18 protein-coding genes are annotated in these 18,221 nt (G+C 30.2%); all 18 read left to right on the top strand.

Translation table 11 applies throughout. From position 1 onward, the window contains the following. Positions 1–12: 12 nt before the first annotated feature. The gene (locus tag FEM21_RS07195; RefSeq protein WP_035659191.1) at positions 13–2,424 is read left to right on the top strand and encodes a polysaccharide biosynthesis/export family protein; all 2,412 of its coding nucleotides are present in this window, start codon (positions 13–15) and stop codon (positions 2,422–2,424) included. Positions 2,425–2,495: 71 nt separating this feature from the next. After that, positions 2,496–3,563, top strand: coding sequence for a Wzz/FepE/Etk N-terminal domain-containing protein (locus tag FEM21_RS07190; RefSeq protein WP_035659189.1), 1,068 nt, complete (start codon positions 2,496–2,498; stop codon positions 3,561–3,563). A gap of 3 nt (positions 3,564–3,566) precedes the next feature. Further along, on the top strand, positions 3,567–4,754 hold the full coding sequence (locus FEM21_RS07185) for a UDP-N-acetylglucosamine 4,6-dehydratase (RefSeq protein ID WP_201448282.1): 1,188 nt from the start codon (positions 3,567–3,569) through the stop codon (positions 4,752–4,754). 2 nt (positions 4,755–4,756) lie between these two features. Next, positions 4,757–5,902, top strand: a complete 1,146-nt coding sequence (locus FEM21_RS07180) for a LegC family aminotransferase (RefSeq protein WP_035659187.1) — start codon at positions 4,757–4,759, stop codon at positions 5,900–5,902. Continuing rightward, entirely contained in the window at positions 5,892–6,515 is a 624-nt protein-coding gene (locus tag FEM21_RS07175; protein WP_035659186.1) for an acetyltransferase, read from the top strand. The genes FEM21_RS07180 and FEM21_RS07175 overlap by 11 nt, the downstream gene beginning before the upstream one ends. 2 nt (positions 6,516–6,517) lie before the next feature. Further along, positions 6,518–7,537 (top strand): N-acetylneuraminate synthase, encoded by a 1,020-nt coding sequence (gene neuB, locus FEM21_RS07170; protein WP_035659185.1) that lies wholly within the window; start codon positions 6,518–6,520, stop codon positions 7,535–7,537. Further along, entirely contained in the window at positions 7,537–8,640 is a 1,104-nt protein-coding gene (gene neuC / locus FEM21_RS07165; RefSeq protein WP_035659184.1) for a UDP-N-acetylglucosamine 2-epimerase, read from the top strand. The genes neuB and neuC overlap by 1 nt, the downstream gene beginning before the upstream one ends. Then, a complete protein-coding gene (locus FEM21_RS07160; protein ID WP_035659182.1) occupies positions 8,637–9,683 on the top strand; it encodes a nucleotidyltransferase family protein in 1,047 nt (348 codons plus the stop codon). Before neuC ends, FEM21_RS07160 begins: the two co-directional genes overlap by 4 nt. A gap of 1 nt (position 9,684) precedes the next feature. Beyond that, complete coding sequence (locus tag FEM21_RS07155) at positions 9,685–10,407, top strand: acylneuraminate cytidylyltransferase family protein (RefSeq protein WP_035659181.1); 723 nt, start codon at positions 9,685–9,687, stop codon at positions 10,405–10,407. Next, on the top strand, positions 10,404–11,330 hold the full coding sequence (locus tag FEM21_RS07150) for a Gfo/Idh/MocA family protein (protein WP_035659179.1): 927 nt from the start codon (positions 10,404–10,406) through the stop codon (positions 11,328–11,330). Before FEM21_RS07155 ends, FEM21_RS07150 begins: the two co-directional genes overlap by 4 nt. Next, complete coding sequence (locus FEM21_RS07145) at positions 11,323–12,066, top strand: oxidoreductase (protein ID WP_035659178.1); 744 nt, start codon at positions 11,323–11,325, stop codon at positions 12,064–12,066. Before FEM21_RS07150 ends, FEM21_RS07145 begins: the two co-directional genes overlap by 8 nt. A gap of 33 nt (positions 12,067–12,099) precedes the next feature. Next, positions 12,100–13,245, top strand: coding sequence for an N-acetyl sugar amidotransferase (locus tag FEM21_RS07140; protein ID WP_035659177.1), 1,146 nt, complete (start codon positions 12,100–12,102; stop codon positions 13,243–13,245). Further along, positions 13,242–13,853 carry an imidazole glycerol phosphate synthase subunit HisH gene (gene hisH / locus FEM21_RS07135; RefSeq protein WP_035659175.1) on the top strand — a complete coding sequence of 204 codons (612 nt, stop codon included), beginning with the start codon at positions 13,242–13,244 and terminating at the stop codon, positions 13,851–13,853. The genes FEM21_RS07140 and hisH overlap by 4 nt, the downstream gene beginning before the upstream one ends. Beyond that, positions 13,853–14,632 carry a HisA/HisF-related TIM barrel protein gene (locus FEM21_RS07130; protein ID WP_035659174.1) on the top strand — a complete coding sequence of 260 codons (780 nt, stop codon included), beginning with the start codon at positions 13,853–13,855 and terminating at the stop codon, positions 14,630–14,632. Before hisH ends, FEM21_RS07130 begins: the two co-directional genes overlap by 1 nt. Then, a complete protein-coding gene (locus FEM21_RS07125) occupies positions 14,619–15,173 on the top strand; it encodes an acyltransferase (RefSeq protein WP_236353568.1) in 555 nt (184 codons plus the stop codon). Before FEM21_RS07130 ends, FEM21_RS07125 begins: the two co-directional genes overlap by 14 nt. Next, positions 15,170–16,351: a hypothetical protein gene (locus tag FEM21_RS07120; protein ID WP_035659173.1), complete on the top strand. Its 1,182-nt coding sequence runs from the start codon at positions 15,170–15,172 to the stop codon at positions 16,349–16,351. The genes FEM21_RS07125 and FEM21_RS07120 overlap by 4 nt, the downstream gene beginning before the upstream one ends. 77 nt (positions 16,352–16,428) lie before the next feature. Further along, positions 16,429–17,883: an MATE family efflux transporter gene (locus FEM21_RS07115; RefSeq protein WP_160171309.1), complete on the top strand. Its 1,455-nt coding sequence runs from the start codon at positions 16,429–16,431 to the stop codon at positions 17,881–17,883. Positions 17,884–17,951: 68 nt separating this feature from the next. Further along, the coding region (locus tag FEM21_RS16705; RefSeq protein WP_035659171.1) for a hypothetical protein at positions 17,952–18,221 on the top strand (270 nt) is incomplete at its 3' end.

Genomic DNA, 18,221 nt, shown 5'->3' with positions numbered 1-18,221 from the left:
TAATAAAATTTTATGAAAAAAATAATTACAGTCATTATTATATTATTTACATTTTTACAGTCTCCTGAGATGTTAGCTCAGGATTTCTTAAATATGAATGATTTAAGTTCGGTAAAAGTTGATAATTTATCAGAAGCTGATGTAGTAAAAATAAAGACACAATTACAAAGTAAGAGCATGACATTGAATCAGCTTGAGTCTATTGCATTGTCTAAAGGAATGTCATCAGCTGAGTTTTCAAAATTGCGTGCCCGAATTGATAAACCTACATTAAATAACTCTTTAGTAAATACTAATAGTTCAACTGCTGAAAGAACAAGAAAACAAGAAAAGGTTTCTAATATTAAAATAAAAGATTCATTAAATGCTCAAATTTTTGGTTCGGAGCTATTTGATAATCCAACTTTAAATTTTGAACCAGATTTGAAATTAGCTACTCCAATGAATTATATTCTAGGTCCCGGAGATGAGTTACAAGTGAGTGTTTATGGAGTGCAAGAATATAATGAAAGTATTCCTGTAAGTGTTGAAGGTAAAATTACCATTCAATATGTGGGGCAAATTGCTGTTTCTGGAATTTCAATTGAAGCAGCTACCCAAAAAATAAAAGCGGCTATTGCAAGAGTGTATAGTACTGTTAGCTCAGGACAGTCTAAGGTTAGTGTGAGTTTAAGCCGCATTCGTACTATTAAAATTACCGTAGTAGGAGGAAAACAACCGGGTAATTATTCGGTTTCTTCTTTGGCTACTGTTTATAATGCGTTACATTTAGCAGGAGGGCCTGGTAAAAACGGAAGTTACAGAAATATCGAATTAATCAGAAATAATAAAGTATATCGTAATGTTGATATTTATAATTTTCTGGTTAAAGGCGATCAGTCGGATAATGTGAGTTTGAAAGAGAATGATGTTATTCGTATTCCGGCCTACAGTCAGCGTGTCACTATCAATGGTGAAGTAAAAAGACCAGGTATTTTTGAAATGAAAAAAGGTGAGACATTTGCTCAGCTTTTAAATTTCGCTTCAGGCTTTAATGAGTTTGCATATACTGCTTCGGTGAATGTTACTCAAAAAACAGCAAAAGAGTTTAAAGTTCGTGATATTCTTCAAAAAGATTTTAATAGCTATCTTCCTCAATCAGGAGACGTTTTTAGAGTAACTAAAATTTTAAATCGTTTTGAAAATCGTATTAAAATTGAAGGAGCAGTCTTTAGACCTAATTTTTATTCATTTACTGAGGGAATGCGAATTTCTGATTTGATAGCTCAGGCAGAAGGATTAAAAGAAGATGCCTATAGTAAACGTGCGCGTATTGTTCGTTTAAAAAACGATTTGAGTACAGAGATTATTAACGCCGATTTAGGGGCAGCACTTTCAGGAGATCTAAATGCAGATGTTTTATTAAAAAGAGAAGATATTGTTACTGTGTATTCTGTTTTAGATTTTAGGGAAGAATACAAAGTTACTATTGCTGGTGAGGTTAGAAATGCGGGAGAATATGATTATTTAGATAATTTAACTCTTAATGATTTATTAGTACAAGCAGGTGGTTTAACAGGTTCAGCTTCTAAACGTGTTGAAATAGCCAGAATGATTAAATCAGATAATATTGATAATTCTAATCCAAATCGTATAGAACTAATTAACTTAGAATTGACTCCGGAAAATAATGAACAGCTTAAAAATTATGCTTTGATGCCTTTTGATGTCATTAACATTAGGAGAGTAGCAGTTTATGAAAAACCGGAAATGGTTAGTATAACAGGAGCAGTAGTTTATCCAGGTAATTATGTTTTGCAGAATAAAAAAGAAACCGTTTATAATATTGTTTCCCGTGCAGGAGGCTTAAAAGATGTGGCTAATATTCAGGGAGTAAAAATTAAACGACCTATTAAAGCAGAACAAATAGAAAAAATACAAAGCATCGATTTAAATTTATCGAATTCAGATTCTACATCGGTTAAGTTAAGTGAAAAATTGAAGAATCAAATGAAATATACTATAATACCGGTAGATTGGAATAAGATAACGAAAGATCCAAAGCATTATTCTAATGTTACCTTATTTCCAGGGGATCAGATTGAAATCGCTGAATTTAATGAAGGAATAAAAGTGACAGGGAATGTGCTATTAAATTCTGAAATTCCTTACCGCGAAGGGAAATCATTTAGATACTATTTAAATTCGGTCGGAGGTGTAGATGCTAAAGGCTGGAAAAAGAAAGCATACATTATTTATCCTAATGGTAAAGCCGATGTTGCTAGTTCATTTTTGTTTTTTAGATCCTATCCTAAAGTAATGCCCGATTCTCAAATCATAGTACCCGAAAAACCAGAGCGTAAGAAATTGACTGCAGGTGAATGGGTTGGTTTTGGAAGTATATTTTCTAGTCTGGCCTTATTGATTATAACTGCTTTTAGATAAAATCTTGTCTGTTATCAGTTAGCTGTTTTTAGTTATGATTAACAGCTGCTTATTAAAAATATAAAGAATTGATGGAAGTACAAAATGACGAAATAAGTTTAAAGGAACTTATTTTGAAAGTAAAAGAGTGGTATGATTATTTACTGTCTCAATGGAAGATTATTGTGTTAGCGGGAGTCATAGGTGCTGGTTTAGGATTAGCTTATTCTTTTATAAAAAAGCCGGTGTATACAGCTACCATGACCTTTGCTTTGGAAGATGAAAAAGGAGGAGGTGTAGGAGGAGCCTTAGGTTTGGCTAGTTCTTTTGGATTAGATTTAGGAGGAAGCAGTGGTGGTGTTTTTTCAGGCTCTAATTTGACAGAGTTGTTTAAATCCAGGTCTATGGTGGAGAAAACCTTATTGTCTCCTGTTAATGTCAATGGGAAGAATATCTCTTTAGCCGAAATGTATATTCAGAATAATGAATGGCGAAAAAGCTGGGATGAAAAGCCGGATTTCGCTAAATTAGAGTTTTTACCCAATGCCAATCGTCAAAAATTTACCCGGGTTCAGGATAGTATTATAGGAGCTATATATGCTAATTTATCAAAGTCAGCTTTGGCAGTAGCTCAAAAGGATAAAAAAGTTGCTATAATCAGTATTGATGTGACTTCTGAAAATGAATTGTTTTCTAAATATTTTTGTGAAGCTTTAGCTAAAGAAGTATCTGATTTTTATATCCATACCAAAAGTAAAAAATCCCGTGAAAACATGTTGATTTTAGAACGTCAAACAGATTCTATTCGTCGTGAACTTAATGGAGCGATTACAGGAGTAGCTGTAGCAAATGATAATACCTTTGGATTAAACCCAGCAATGAATGTACGTCGTGCGCCTTCTGCCCGCAGGCAGGTGGATGTACAGGCTAATACAGCTATACTTACAGAGTTAGTTAAACAGACCGAGCTAGCCAAGGTTACTTTACGTAAAGAAACACCATTAATTCAAGTAATTGACAAACCAATTTTACCATTAAAAAAAGAAAGATTTGGTAAAGCAAAAGGAATCATTTTAGGTGGTTTTTTAAGTGGTTTTTTTATAGTGTTATATTTGATACTTAAAAAGATTTTTAAAGAGCTCAATAATTTAAATTATTAAATAGTGAACATTTTAAAATTAATTGGCAGAGAAGAAGAAATATTTGAAAAAGATATTTTAACACATGAAGCTGAACTAAAAAAAATAGTTGAATCTTCTTCATTTTTAGTTATTGGTGGTGCGGGTTCAATTGGTCAAGCCGTTACTAAAGAGATATTCAAAAGAAATCCTGCTAAATTGCACGTTGTTGATATTAGTGAGAACAATATGGTTGAGCTTGTAAGAGATATCAGAAGCTCTTTTGGTTATATTGACGGAGATTTTCAAACATTTGCCTTAGATATAGGCTCAATTGAATATGATGCTTTTATTAAATCTGATGGACAATATGATTATGTTTTAAATTTATCAGCATTGAAACATGTTCGAAGTGAAAAAGATCCTTTTACTTTAATGAGAATGATTGATGTAAATGTTTTCAATACAGAAAAAACGTTAGAACAATCAATAGAAAATGGTGCTAAAAAATATTTTTGTGTTTCTACAGATAAAGCTGCTAATCCTGTTAATATGATGGGGGCTTCAAAAAGAATCATGGAAATGTATTTGATGCGTAAAAGCGAAAAAATTAAAATTTCAACAGCTCGTTTTGCAAATGTTGCCTTTTCAGATGGATCATTGTTACATGGGTTTAATCAACGAATTATAAAAAAACAACCAATTGTAGCGCCAAACGATATTAAAAGATATTTTGTTACCCCGAAAGAGTCTGGTGAACTTTGTTTAATGTCTTGTATTTTTGGGGAGAACCGAGATGTTTTTTTTCCTAAATTAAGTGAAAATTTACATTTAATTACATTTGCAGATATTGCAGTTAAATATTTAGCAGAATTGGGGTATGAAGCTTATCCTTGTGGTTCTGAAGAAGAAGCCAGGACTATGTCTGAAGAACTAATCAAAGAAAAAAAATGGCCATGTTTGTTTACGTCTAGTGATACTACTGGTGAAAAAGATTTTGAAGAATTTTTTACCGAAAATGAAATACTTGACATGCAACGTTTCGAGAACTTGGGCGTTATAAAGAATGATGCTATTTTTGAACAAGATAAGTTGGTGAATTTTTCAGAAAGAGTAAAGGAAATGAAATGCAATAAAGAATGGAAAAAGGAAGAAATAGTGGATTTATTTCATAGTATGATACCTAATTTCGGGCATAAGGAAACAGGTAAGTATTTAGATTCAAAAATGTAATTATGAATAATGCTATTAAAGCTACGATTTCTTTTATAAAAGAACAATATAAGACAGAAAATTTCATACCTCTGCATGTTCCTCATTTTGGGGGTAATGAAAAAAAATATTTACTTGAGACAATAGATTCTACTTTTGTTTCTTCAGTTGGTGCGTATGTGGATCAATTTGAAGTAATGATGCAAAATATTACCAATACTCAAAGAGCAGTTGCTGTTGTAAATGGTACAGCTGCAATTCAGGTAGCTTTACGATTAATTGGAGTAAAAGCTGGTGATGAGGTTTTAACCCAAGCTTTAACTTTTGTAGCAACAGCTAATGCAATCGCGTACCAAAATGCAACCCCGGTTTTTCTAGATGTGGATTTGGATACGATGGGATTGTCACCAAATTCCGTTGCAGTTTTTTTAGAAGAATTTGGTGATTTAAGAGAAGATGGTTGTTATAATAAAAAAACAGGAAAAAAAATAAGTGCTTGTTTACCAATGCATACGTTTGGTTTTCCTGTACATTTAGATGAATTAATAGAGGTTTGCGATAAATGGAAAATTCCAGTACTAGAAGATGCGGCAGAATCTTTAGGTAGTGAATATAAAGGAAAATCGACAGGTAGTTTTGGAAAGCTTGGCGCATTTTCATTTAATGGAAATAAAATAGTAACATGCGGAGGTGGCGGTGCAATTGTTACAAATGATCTGAAATTAGGAGAAAAAGGTAAATACTTGACAACTACAGCGAAGATTCCACATCCATACGAATATGTTCACGATGAAATGGGGTATAATTTTAGAATGCCCAATCTAAACGCTGCTCTCGCATGTGCTCAATTAGAGCAATTAGATAATTTTCTTGAGAACAAAAGAACATTAGCAAAACAGTATGAATCATTTTTTGCATCAAATGGTGTGAAATTTAGAACTGAAACTCCAAACACAAAAGCCAACTATTGGTTAATGTGTGTGGAACTTGAAAATAAGTCAGATCGTGATTTGTTTTTGAAAGTAACAAACGATAATAACGTAATGACAAGACCTATCTGGCAGTTGATGTACCGCTTACCAATGTACAGTAATTGTCAAAGAGATAAACAGCTTAACGCGGAGTTTTTAGAAGAGAGAATTGTAAATATACCAAGTAGTGTTAGATAAGGAAGTTATTCTTGTTGGCTATTCTGGACATGCATATGTTGTTGCAGATGCTATTCTGGATATAGGTTTAAATATTGTTGGATATTCAGATAAAGTAGAAGCAAATTCGAATCCTTACGACTTAATTTATTTAGGATTCGAAATAGAAACTAATTTCGTAGGTTGGTCTAGAGAAATTCCTTTTGCGCTAGGTATAGGTGATAATAAATTGAGACAAAATATTTCAAATTTAATTGAAGAAAAAGGTAAAGTAGTTCAAACTATTATCGATAAAACGGCAGTTATTTCTAAAAATGTTTCAATAGGATCAGGTACTTTTATTAATAAAAATGTAACTGTTAATTCTCTCGCAAAAATTGGAAAAAATGTAATTTTAAATACTGGCTGTATTATCGAACATGAATGCAGTTTACATGATGCAGTCCATATTGCTCCTGGAGCTGTTCTAGCTGGAAATGTAACAGTTGGAGAAAGAAGTTTTGTGGGAGCAAATTCTGTTGTTAAGCAAGGTGTTAATATTGGGAAGGATGTAATAATAGGTGCAGGATCTGTCATTATTACTAATATTCCAGATGGAAAAAAAGTTGTAGGTAATCCCGGGAGAATAATTTAAGAATGGACAAAGTAATTATTATAGCTGAAGCTGGAGTCAATCATAATGGTGACATCCAGATAGCAAAAAAATTAATTGATGCTGCTGTAGAAGCTGGAGTGGATTATGTCAAATTTCAGACTTTTAAGGCTGATAATTTGGTAAGTAAATCTGCAAAAAAAGCAACTTATCAAAGTGTAAATATTAATGATGGTGATGACTCTCAATATACAATGTTGAAAAATCTAGAGTTAAGTCACGAGAATCATTTGGAGTTAATATCTTATTGTTCGGAAAGAAATATTAATTTTTTCTCTACAGCATTCGATGTTGAAGGAGTAAAATACCTAAATGATTTAGGGCTTACATTTTTTAAAATTCCAAGTGGAGAAATAACGAACTATCCTTACCTTAAAGCTGTGGCTCAATGTAAAAAGCCTGTTATAATGTCTACCGGAATGTGTTCTGAAAAAGATATTGAAAATGCTTTAGAAGTATTAGTAAAATTTGGACTTTCAAAGGAAATGGTTTCAATTTTACATTGTAATACAGAATATCCGACTCCAATGAAGGATGTTAACCTTAAAGCAATGCTGTCTATTAAAGAAAAATTCAAGACTCAGATAGGATATTCTGATCATACACTTGGTATTGAAGTTCCTGTTGCTGCTGTTGCTTTGGGAGCACAAATTATAGAAAAACATTTCACTTTAGATAAGACTTTATCTGGTCCGGATCATGTAGCTTCGTTAGAGCCACATGAATTGAAAGAAATGGTTTTGGCAATACGTAATATTGAAAAGGCTATAAGTGGAGATGGAGAGAAAGTTCCAAGTAAAAGTGAAACAAAAAATATTGCTATTGCAAGAAAAAGTATCCACTTAAATAAGAATTTACCAAAAGGACATATCTTAACCGATGATGATCTTATCCCATTACGACCAGGAGATGGAATTTCTCCGATGGAATGGGAAAAAGTTATCGGTAAAAAGCTGATTGTGGATAAGATTGAATTTGATAAACTTTCATTTTCTGATATTTAATGAAAATAGGTGTTTTAACAAGTTCACGAGCCGATTACGGTATATATCTTCCCTTACTTAATAAAATTAAAAAAGATAATTTTTTTGAGTTGGAAATTATTGCTTTTGGAACACATTTATCCAGAAGTCATGGTTATACACTAAAAGATATAGAAAAGGATTCTTACAATTGTATTCATGCTATATCATCTCTGATTTCAAATGATATTGAAGAATCTATAGCTTCATCTTATGGTTTAACTGTTTTAAAATTTGCAGATTTTTGGCAGATTCATAAATATGATTTAGTTTTCTGTTTAGGAGATCGTTTTGAAATGAGTGCAGCTATTCAGGCGGGAATTCCTTTCGGAGTTAAATTTGCACACCTTCATGGAGGAGAAACAACATTAGGGGCGATTGATAACATATACCGTCATCAAATTTCTTTGGCTTCAACTTTTCATTTTACTGCTACTGATATTTTTACTGAAAAAGTTTCAGATCTTATCGATTCTTCGAAAAACGTTTTCACAACAGGGTCTTTGAGTTTAAATGATATTAAAAGTTTTACTCCATTAGATAAACAAACTTTTTTTGAGAAATTTGGAATACCCGAAGAAGAATTCATTCTAGTAACTTTCCATCCTGAAACTATGTCTACGCAGGATAATTTTCAATACGCAGAGGAAATGAAAAAAGCTTTAAAAAAAATAGCTGAAAATAGATTTATTGTCATTACAATGCCAAATGCTGATACACAAGGATCGATATACCGCGAAGCTATTGAAAAATTAAAAGAAGAAGCTCCTGATAGAATTTTACTAATTGAAAATTTCGGAAAAATAAATTACTTTTCAGCAATGTATTATGCTTCATTATTGTTAGGAAATACTTCTAGCGGAATTTTAGAGGCAGCTTCATTTGGAAAATATGTTGTGAATGTTGGAGATAGACAAAAAGGACGCGCACAAAGCAATAATATTATAAATTGTGAATTTGAAGAAAAAGTAATTGTTTCTTCTGTTGTCAAAGCAATTGAATTAAACGTTTATACGGGTGAAAATATTTATTTCAGATTAAATGCAGCCGATAATATAATTAAAATCATTAAACAATTCTCATGAGAATTTATAAAGACCACTTAATTCTTTCAGGAAGTAAAATAAAGCAAGCTTTACTTCAGTTCAATGAACTGTCACAAGATGCGATACTTTTTGTTGTTGATAATAAAGATAAATTAATAGGAGCATTAACAGATGGAGATGTTAGAAGAGGTTTGCTTAAAGGATTTACAATAGAATGTAATGTTGATGAGATTATTCAGGATAATCCACGATATATTGTCAAAGGAGAAAATAATCTTAAAAAAGTTATAGAATATCGCGAAGGTGATTTTAGAATTGTACCAGTCGTTGATGAAAATCGGAAAGTAGTAAATGTTATCAATTTTAGGAAAATCAGATCATATTTACCAATTGATGCTGTTATTATGGCTGGAGGAAGAGGACAAAGACTCCAACCTTTAACGGATACAGTTCCAAAACCACTCTTAAAAGTTGGAGATAAGCCAATAATGGAACATAATCTTGATCGATTAGCTCTATTTGGAATTGATGATTTTTGGGTTTCTGTAAAATATCTTGGTGAACAGATTGAACAACATTTTGGAAAAGGTGAAAACAAAAATGTAAAGATTGAATATGTTTGGGAGAATGAACCTTTAGGGACTATTGGAGCTGTTTCACAAATTAAGAATTTTGAACATGATTACATTCTTGTTACAAATTCTGACTTATTGACCAATATAGATTATGAGCAATTTTTTCTTGAATTTATAAGACAAGATGCCGATTTGGCTGTTTTGACTATTCCATATCAAGTCAATATTCCATACGCAGTTTTAGAGACAAATAAAGGAGAAGTAAAAAGTTTTAAAGAAAAACCAACATATACCTATTACTCAAATGGAGGAATATATCTGATTAAAAAGAAAATGTTAAACTTCATCCCAAAAGAAACATTTTTTAATGCAACAGATCTGATGGAAGAATTAATTAGTAAAAATCTAAAAGTTATTTCATTTCCTTTTTCTGGTTATTGGCTAGATGTTGGAAAACATGAAGATTTTGAAAAAGCTCACATAGATATTCATAACATAAAATTTTAGAATGAAAATATTAATAACTATTTGTGCCAGAGGAGGTTCTAAAGGTATTCCAGGTAAAAATATAAAAGATATTAACGGTAAGTCATTAATCGGATATTCAATTGACTTAACAAAAAAAATAAAGGAAAAATTTGATGTGAAAGTAGCTTTGTCTACAGATGACGAAGCTATAAAAGAAAAAGCGGAGTCATTTGGTTTAAAGACTAGTTATTCCCGACCAGATTATTTGGCAACAGATGCTGCAGGAAAAATAGATACTATTAGGGATTTATTATTTTATGAAGAATCTATTGCAGAAGACAAATACGATTTTATTTTAGATCTTGATGTGACTTCTCCTTTGCGCACTTTTGAGGATATTGAAAAAGCATTAAATATTATTCTTGAAAATCCTGAAGCATTAAATTTGTTTTCTGTGAACCCAGCTGCAAGAAGTCCATATTTTAATATGGTTGAGAAAAACGCTGAAGGTTTTTATTCGTTAGTTAAAACCAATCTTGATGGAAGCGTTATGACTCGTCAATCTGCACCAAAAGTCTACGAGTTAAATGCATCATTTTACTGGTATAGAAGATCTTTTTTTAATGAAGATACAAAAAGTGCAATTACGGACAGATCTTTAATATATGAAATGAATCATGTATGTTTTGACTTAGATCATCCAGTTGATTTTCTGTTTATGGAATATCTTCTTCAAAATAACAAACTTGATTTTGAATTATGAACATATTGATTATAGGTTTAGGTTCAATTGCCAGAAAACACATCAGTGCTTTACAAAATTTGAAGATAAAGGATATTAATATTTATGCATTACGATCAAATTTAAATTCAGAAATTGAAGAAGGAATTGAAAATATTTATAATCTTGAAAATTTAAATGCTTCTTTTGATTTTGCTATTATCTCAAATCCAACTAATTTGCATTTTGAATTTATTGAAAAATTAGCAGGACTAAATATTCCTTTATTTATTGAGAAACCTGCAGTACATACTTTAAAAGGAGTTGATAAATTAATTGAGATAATTGTACGTAAACAACTTGTTACTTATGTTGCTTGTAATTTAAGATTTCATCCATGTATTGAGTTTTTAAAAAACAAATTAAGTAATGAAAATTTAAAAATTAATGAAGTAAATGTATATTGTGGTTCATATTTACCGGATTGGAGACCTAATGTAGATTTTAGAAAGGTATACAGCTCAAATGCATCCATGGGTGGCGGGGTTCATTTAGATTTATTTCATGAACTTGATTATACAACGTGGTTGTTTGGAATTCCTAATAAAGGCAATTTAACATTGAGAAGTGTTTCAAATTTAAAAATTGATGCAATTGATTATGCAAATTATATATTAGAGTATGATACATTTACAGCAAATGTTATATTAAATTACTATAGAAAAAAATCTAAAAGAGTAATCGAAGTTGTTTTTGATAATGAAGTTTTAGAAGTTGATTTAGTAAATAATCGAATTTTAAACGATGATAATAAAGTAGTTTTTGAAGCTCCTAATTTTGAGGTAAAAAATACTTATGATTTTCAGTTAGATTATTTTATAAGTTGTTTGAGAAATAATATACATCCAATGAACTCTTTTAAAGAGTCAATAGAAATACTAAAGATTATCCTAAAAGATGAATAATAGATTAGAAAACAAAATAATTATAATTACCGGAGGGAATGGACTTTTGGGAAAAGCGATTGTAAATCGGCTGATCTCCGAAGGAGCGTTTTGTGTTAATTTTGAAATAAATCATGAAACAAATGAAGATTTATCTAATGTGTACTGTGATATAACAGATACTTCATCAATTGACAAAGCATTTGAATTAGTTTTAAAAAAATATAATAAAATTGACGGACTCGTAAATAATGCTTATCCAAGAACAAAAGATTGGGGAAATAAATTTGAAGATATTCTATTCGATTCATGGAAACAAAATATTGACTGGCAATTAAATAGTTATTTTTATTTGACTCAAAAAGTTGCTTCGCAAATGGCAAGTCAAAAAAATGGAAGTATTATTAATATGGCCTCTATTTATGGAGTTGTTGGTGCTGATTTCAATGTTTATGAAGGAACAACTATGACAATGCCGGCAGCATATTCGGCAATAAAAGGAGCATTAGTAAATTTTACAAGATATGTGGCTTCGTATTTTGGTCCACTGCAAGTGAGGGTAAATACTGTTTCTCCAGGAGGAATTTTTGATAATCAGAATGAAATTTTTGTAAATAATTATTGTAAAAAAGTTCCAATGCGAAGATTAGGTACTCCAGAGGATATTGCGCCAACAGTTGCTTTTTTATTGTCTGATGATTCTCAGTATATTACAGGACAGAATTTAATTGTTGACGGAGGCTGGACAGCCATTTAATATAAATCAAAGTATAAAATAATAATAGTAGAAATGAGCGGAAAAAAAATAACCTGGTGTAAGAATTGTTTAAACATGTCTACAAGACCTAGAATTACATTTGACGAGAGAGGTTGGTGTAATGCTTGTCAGTGGATGGAGGAAAAAAAACAAATTGACTGGTCACATAGACAAAAACAACTTGACGAGTTGATTACAAAATACAAATCTACAAATGGAAATTTTGATTGTATTGTTCCTGTCAGCGGGGGTAAAGATGGATCTTATGTTGCATACATGTTAAAGCATAAGTATGGCATGAATCCATTAGCAGTTACTGTACGTCCTGCACTATCATTACCAATTGGAGATCAAAATCTTTTTAATTTTATTCAGTCAGGATATGATCATATTCATATTTCTCCTAATCCAGTGGTTTTAGACAGACTTAATAAATATGGTTTTATCGAAAAAGGTTTTCCTTATTATGGATGGTTAATTGCTATTATGACTGCATGTATAAAAACAGCAGCCAACTTTAAAATACCATTGATGTTTTATGGTGAAGATGGTGAAGTTGAGTACGGAGGTTCGACAGAAAGTAAAAATAATCCTCTTTATGATATCGAGTATATGAAAAAGATATATTTAGAAGGAGGACATCAGATAGTTTTTGACAGAATTAGAGCTGATGGAGATATTTCCGAAGCTGATTTAGCATTTTTTAAATTCCCTACTGATGAAGAAGTCTCGAAAATTGGACTTTCTTTCACGCACTGGTCTTATTTTGAAGCTTGGGATTCTTATAGAAATTATGTTGTAGCAAAAGAACACTGCGGATTAATTGAAAAAGAAGAAGGAAGCTTAGATACATTTACAAACTTTTCACAAAATGATCAGGCTTTATATACTTTACATGCTTATTTGATGTACTTGAAATTTGGATTCGGAAGAGCAACTCAAGATGCAGGTATCGAAATCAGAAGAGGATCAATGACAAGAGACCAAGCGTTAAACTTAGTAAAAATGTATGATAATGCTTATCCTCATGATTTAATTAATGTGTTTTTAGAGTATTACAAAATGACTAAAGAAGAATTTGATACTGTTTTAGATAAATATGCAAACAAAGATCTGTTTGAGAAAATAGATGGTATTTGGTCACCTAAATTTACACCAGGAGAAGATTTTACAATATGAAAATTGTGATAGCCGATTATGGCATGGGAAATATAAAATCTATTATTAGCGCTTTGAACTATCTAGGTGCTGATAATATTGTAATCTCTGCAGATTATGAAACCCTTAAAAGCGCTGATAAAATAATTCTTCCAGGTGTTGGATCGTTTAGAAAAGCAATGATTCAAATTAGGGAGAACAATCTGGATAAATATCTTGAAGAGATTGCCGTAAAAAATAATAAGCCTTTAATTGGAATTTGCTTAGGAATGCAACTTTTAGGTACTTCAAGTACAGAGGATGGTTTTACAACAGGACTTGGATTTGTGAATGCACATTGTATAAAGTTTGACAATACAGACCTAAAAGTTCCACATGTAGGCTTTAATCAATTAAAAACAGATATTAAATCAAAGCTATATGATGGATTGTCAGATGAATCTGATTTTTATTTTACTCACAGCTACAAAATGGTTAGTGAGCACGAAATAAACCAATCTTATTGTCATTATGGTTCCGATTTTATTGCAAGTTTTGAATACAACAATATTGTAGGTGTACAGTTTCACCCAGAACTTAGTCAAAAAAATGGCTTAAGGTTGTTGAAAAATTTTATTGAAAAATTCTAATGTTAAGAAAAAGAATAATATTCGCATTAATTTATAGTGATGGTTTTTTTATGCAGAGCCGTAACTTTAGATTGCAAAAAGTGGGTGATATAAATTGGCTTGAAAAAAACTATAAATTTCAAAATATAGCCTTTTCCCTAGATGAATTAGTAGTTTTAAATGCAACTCGTAATAATAAATCAATTACATATTTTGCAAAAACTATTGAAAATTTAGTGAATGATGTTTTTATTCCTATTGCAGCTGGTGGAGGAATTAGATCAATGGAAGATGCAGAATTACTTTTTAATAGTGGGGCTGATAAGATAGTTTTAAATACTATTTTACATACAGATCCAGAATTAGTTAGAGCATTAATAAAAAGATATGGCTCACAGAGCATTGTAGCTTCAATTGATTACAAGAAAAGTGATGAAATTTATGAAGTTTATATTAATGATGGAGCTACTAAAATAAATCTTGATTTAGAAGATTATTTGCATTATTTGGAAAAACTTGAAGTAGGAGAAATATATCTAAACTCTATTGAAAAAGATGGAACCGGATTTGGATATGATTTTGATACAATTAAAAAGTTTGAATCAAAGATTAAGATACCACTTATAATTGCAGGGGGGGCTGGAAACGAATCTCATTTTATGGATGGATTAAAGTATAAAAATGTTAGTGCTGTTGCTACTGCAAATTTATTTAATTTCATAGGAGATGGTCTTCCAAAAGCACGAGTAAAATTAATTGAATCAGGCGAAAATTTAGCGAATTGGAATGTTGATAATTGATATAATAAAAAAAATAAAGTATAATGTTGGAGCCGATAGAATTGGACCTGATCATCCATTTACTCATTGGAGATTATACTATAAAAAACAAATGCTTTCTCTTTGCAAAAGAAAATTTAAGCATTTTTCTGATACAGCAGATTTTAGACCTGGAGCCTATGCTGTCGGATGTTCGAATATAGAAATTGGAGATCGTGTGGTAATCCGCCCAGGAGTTATGTTATTTGGAGAATCTGAAAGTCTAAAAACTTCAATTACTATTGAGGATAATGTAATGATGGGATGTGGAGTACACATTTATATAAATAATCACAAATTTGATCAAATGGATATTCCTCTGATTGATCAAGGTTATTATCCAGATGAAGCAGTAATTTTGAAAAATGGTTGTTGGATTGGAGCAAATTCAATTTTATTACCAGGTGTTACTGTTGGTAAAAACTCTGTAATTGGAGCAGGTTCAATTGTTGCTAGATCTATACCTGATGGTGTAGTAGCGGTCGGAAGCCCCGCAAAAATTATTAAAGAAATAAAGAAATGATTAATAAAGTAGTTTATATTAATTATCAATCGATTACGGATAAATATTGTACTGATTATTATCTTAATGAATGTATTGATAATGGATTAATTGTGGAATATTGGGATGTATCAAAATTGTACTTTCCTAATAATCCTAATAATCATTATGATTTAAATGATGTTAATAAATTTAATTCTGTACAAATTTATTCTTTAAGAGAATTAAAAAATAAATTATTATTAACTACTATTAATTCTACATTTTTTATAACGAATATAACTTATGAATTTCGTGTTTGGAAGTTGTTTAGACTTCTAACAGTTTTTAATTGTAAATTAGGTTTTTTTGCTAGGGGAATGTTTCCCATGCCTGAAAGAAATATTTCATCTAAAATCTCCAGAACAATTTTGTCTTTTAATTTTAAAAAAATAATTGGAGCTTTCAAAAATATAATAGCAAAACAATTAAAGAAAAATAATTATATAAAGACTTTTGATGTCATTTTTAGAGCAGGATCAGAAGGAGGTAGGACAATAGGTATTGGTAGTGAATATGATTTAAAGACAGGACACATTGTAGAGATTAATTTTTTTGACTACGATAAGTACTTATTAGTTTTAAATACTCCAGTTTCTTCTAGTGATGATTATTGTGTTTTTTTGGACGTGTATTTGCCGCACCATCCTGATATTGCAATTTTAGGTATTGAAACTGTTAACTCTGATATTTATTATTCTCAATTAAATAATTATTTTGATTATATAGAGAAAACCTATAATCTTAAAGTTGTGATATGCGCACATCCTAAAGCACATAAGTATAAAACAGAGAATCCTTTTTGTGGCAGAAAAATTGTTTTTAATCAAACATGTGAGTTTGTTAAGGATAGTAAATTTGCTATTACTAATTATAGTACCTCAATAAGTTTTCCAATATTGTTTAAGAAACCTATTTTTTTTATCACTTGTGAAGCTGAAAAGAAAATTATGTATGATTTATATGAAACAACATTGTACTTAAGTAAAGTTTTAAATTGTACAGTTTCACAATTTGATTTAGTTAATTCTACAAAGTCAAATGAATTGTATGTTGACAAAGAATTATATAATGATTATTTATATAAATATTTGACATCAAAAGAGAGTAAAAACAGAATGTCGTCTGAAATTTTTATAGAAATAATTTTAAAGTTATAATGGAACAGTCCTATACTAAAAATTATCTTAAAATTTATCTTTGGCAAGGTGTTTCACTCGTGTTGAACTTTCTTTCCATGTTTGTAGTTATTCCTTATCTTACTTCAGATCCAGTTAGTTATGGAATTTATTCAGTATGTATTTCATTCTCAATATTCCTTGCATATGCTGATTTAGGATTTTTGGGAGCTGGACAAAAATATGCGGCTGAATATTTTGCAAAAGGAAATAGGGAAGAAGAAATCAAAGTGATTGGTTTTACTAATTTCATATTATTAATCTTTCTGGTATTATTTTCGGTTGGTTTTTTTGTTTTGAGTTCAAACCCTCACTTATTGGTTAAAGGAATTGATACTCCTAATCAGTACTATATAGCTTCATCATTACTTTTGATTTTAGCTGTTTTTACTCCTACTACTTTGCTACAACGTTTGTTACAGATGGTATTTGGTATCCGGATGGAAGATTTTATTATTCAACGGACGAATATTATTGGCAGTGTGTTTAAAATCCTATCCGTTTTATGGTTTTTTAGAGAGGAAAGATATGATATAGTAGGTTATTTTTTGTTTACACAGATAGTAAATTTTATTGCGGCATTATTTACATTACTAATTGCCAGAAATCGATATAATTATAATTTTAAAAGTTTGATTCAATCTATTTATTTTAATAGAATAATATATGATAAAACCAAAGGATTAGCTTTTGCTAGTTTGTTTATGACTATTTCATGGATATTATATTATGAATTGGATTCTATTTCAATTGGTATGTTTATAGGAGCGAGTAAGGTAGCTATTTATGCTGTAGGTCTAACAATACTTTCTTTTTTTAGAAGTATTTTTGGAATTCTTTTTTCTCCATTCAATGTCCGTTTCAATCATTTCGTAGGTATAGGAGATGAAAAAGCATTAAAAACGTTTTATCTACAAATTGTTACTATTTTGGCACCTGTTGTCGTTTTTCCAATAGTAGCAATAGCGATTTTAGCTAAACCACTAGTTTTTTCATGGGTTGGTTCAAATTATGAAAATTCTGTTACAGTAATTCAGATATTAGTTTTTTGTAATATTTTCGCATTTATTACATATCCAACGAATTTTATGTTAATTGCTAAAGAAAGACAAAAGACATTGTATTTTATCAGTACTTTATTGCCTGTAATTTTCTGGACAGGTATTATGTTGACCATTAATCTTTTTGGGGTGAATTCGTTTGCGATTTTTAAATTGATGGCTTTTATCTTTTCAGCATTATTTCTCTTTAAGATGATGACTGATTATTTGGATTATAATGTATTAAGTTCTATTAGAATTATTTTTCTACCAATGTTAGTCCCTATGGTTTTTTTAGTTTTAGGTTCTTTCTTTGTTAGTAATTATTTGCCACAGGAAAAGTCTAAAATAAATTTATTAATAGTATCAGGAACTATAGGAGGCTTAATAATTAGCTCTTTTTTTATACAATATTTTGTTTCTGAAAAATGGAGAAAGCAGATTATTAAGACTTTAAAGGTTTTAAAAAAGTAAATGTATTTGCTTTTTAAATATGGTTATAAAGTTTTTTATATTATGTTCATAAAAAATAATTGGAATAAATGAGAATTGCACTTTTTACTGAGAATTATTATATTGGAGGGTTAGATACTTATATAATTACATTAATTAATAATTGGCCAAATAAAAAAGATAAATTTATTCTTATTTGTAATAAAAGTCATCCAGGAATTAAAAGGTATGAAAATGAAATCATAAGGGAAGTCGAATTTATCTGGCATAATCATTTTCATGTAAATTATTTTAATGATTCTATTTTAAAAATTTTCAATTCTGTTTTTTTATTAAAAATTTTCCGCAGACTTTTAACT

This window comes from Flavobacterium seoulense (genome assembly GCF_000695795.1).
Classification (GTDB): Bacteria; Bacteroidota; Bacteroidia; order Flavobacteriales; family Flavobacteriaceae; genus Flavobacterium; species Flavobacterium seoulense.
Note: the sequence above shows the minus strand (reverse complement) of the source record. Positions and strands in the feature narration are given on the sequence as shown.

Coding starts and splice junctions, on each gene's coding strand:
- FEM21_RS07195 (WP_035659191.1), top strand. CDS start 13: ATGAAAAAAATAATTACAGTCATTATTATATTATTTACATTTTTACAG.
- FEM21_RS07190 (WP_035659189.1), top strand. CDS start 2,496: ATGGAAGTACAAAATGACGAAATAAGTTTAAAGGAACTTATTTTGAAA.
- FEM21_RS07180 (WP_035659187.1), top strand. CDS start 4,757: ATGAATAATGCTATTAAAGCTACGATTTCTTTTATAAAAGAACAATAT.
- neuB (WP_035659185.1), top strand. CDS start 6,518: ATGGACAAAGTAATTATTATAGCTGAAGCTGGAGTCAATCATAATGGT.
- neuC (WP_035659184.1), top strand. CDS start 7,537: ATGAAAATAGGTGTTTTAACAAGTTCACGAGCCGATTACGGTATATAT.
- FEM21_RS07160 (WP_035659182.1), top strand. CDS start 8,637: ATGAGAATTTATAAAGACCACTTAATTCTTTCAGGAAGTAAAATAAAG.
- FEM21_RS07155 (WP_035659181.1), top strand. CDS start 9,685: ATGAAAATATTAATAACTATTTGTGCCAGAGGAGGTTCTAAAGGTATT.
- FEM21_RS07150 (WP_035659179.1), top strand. CDS start 10,404: ATGAACATATTGATTATAGGTTTAGGTTCAATTGCCAGAAAACACATC.
- FEM21_RS07145 (WP_035659178.1), top strand. CDS start 11,323: ATGAATAATAGATTAGAAAACAAAATAATTATAATTACCGGAGGGAAT.
- FEM21_RS07140 (WP_035659177.1), top strand. CDS start 12,100: ATGAGCGGAAAAAAAATAACCTGGTGTAAGAATTGTTTAAACATGTCT.
- hisH (WP_035659175.1), top strand. CDS start 13,242: ATGAAAATTGTGATAGCCGATTATGGCATGGGAAATATAAAATCTATT.
- FEM21_RS07130 (WP_035659174.1), top strand. CDS start 13,853: ATGTTAAGAAAAAGAATAATATTCGCATTAATTTATAGTGATGGTTTT.
- FEM21_RS07125 (WP_236353568.1), top strand. CDS start 14,619: ATGTTGATAATTGATATAATAAAAAAAATAAAGTATAATGTTGGAGCC.
- FEM21_RS07120 (WP_035659173.1), top strand. CDS start 15,170: ATGATTAATAAAGTAGTTTATATTAATTATCAATCGATTACGGATAAA.
- FEM21_RS07115 (WP_160171309.1), top strand. CDS start 16,429: ATGTTTGTAGTTATTCCTTATCTTACTTCAGATCCAGTTAGTTATGGA.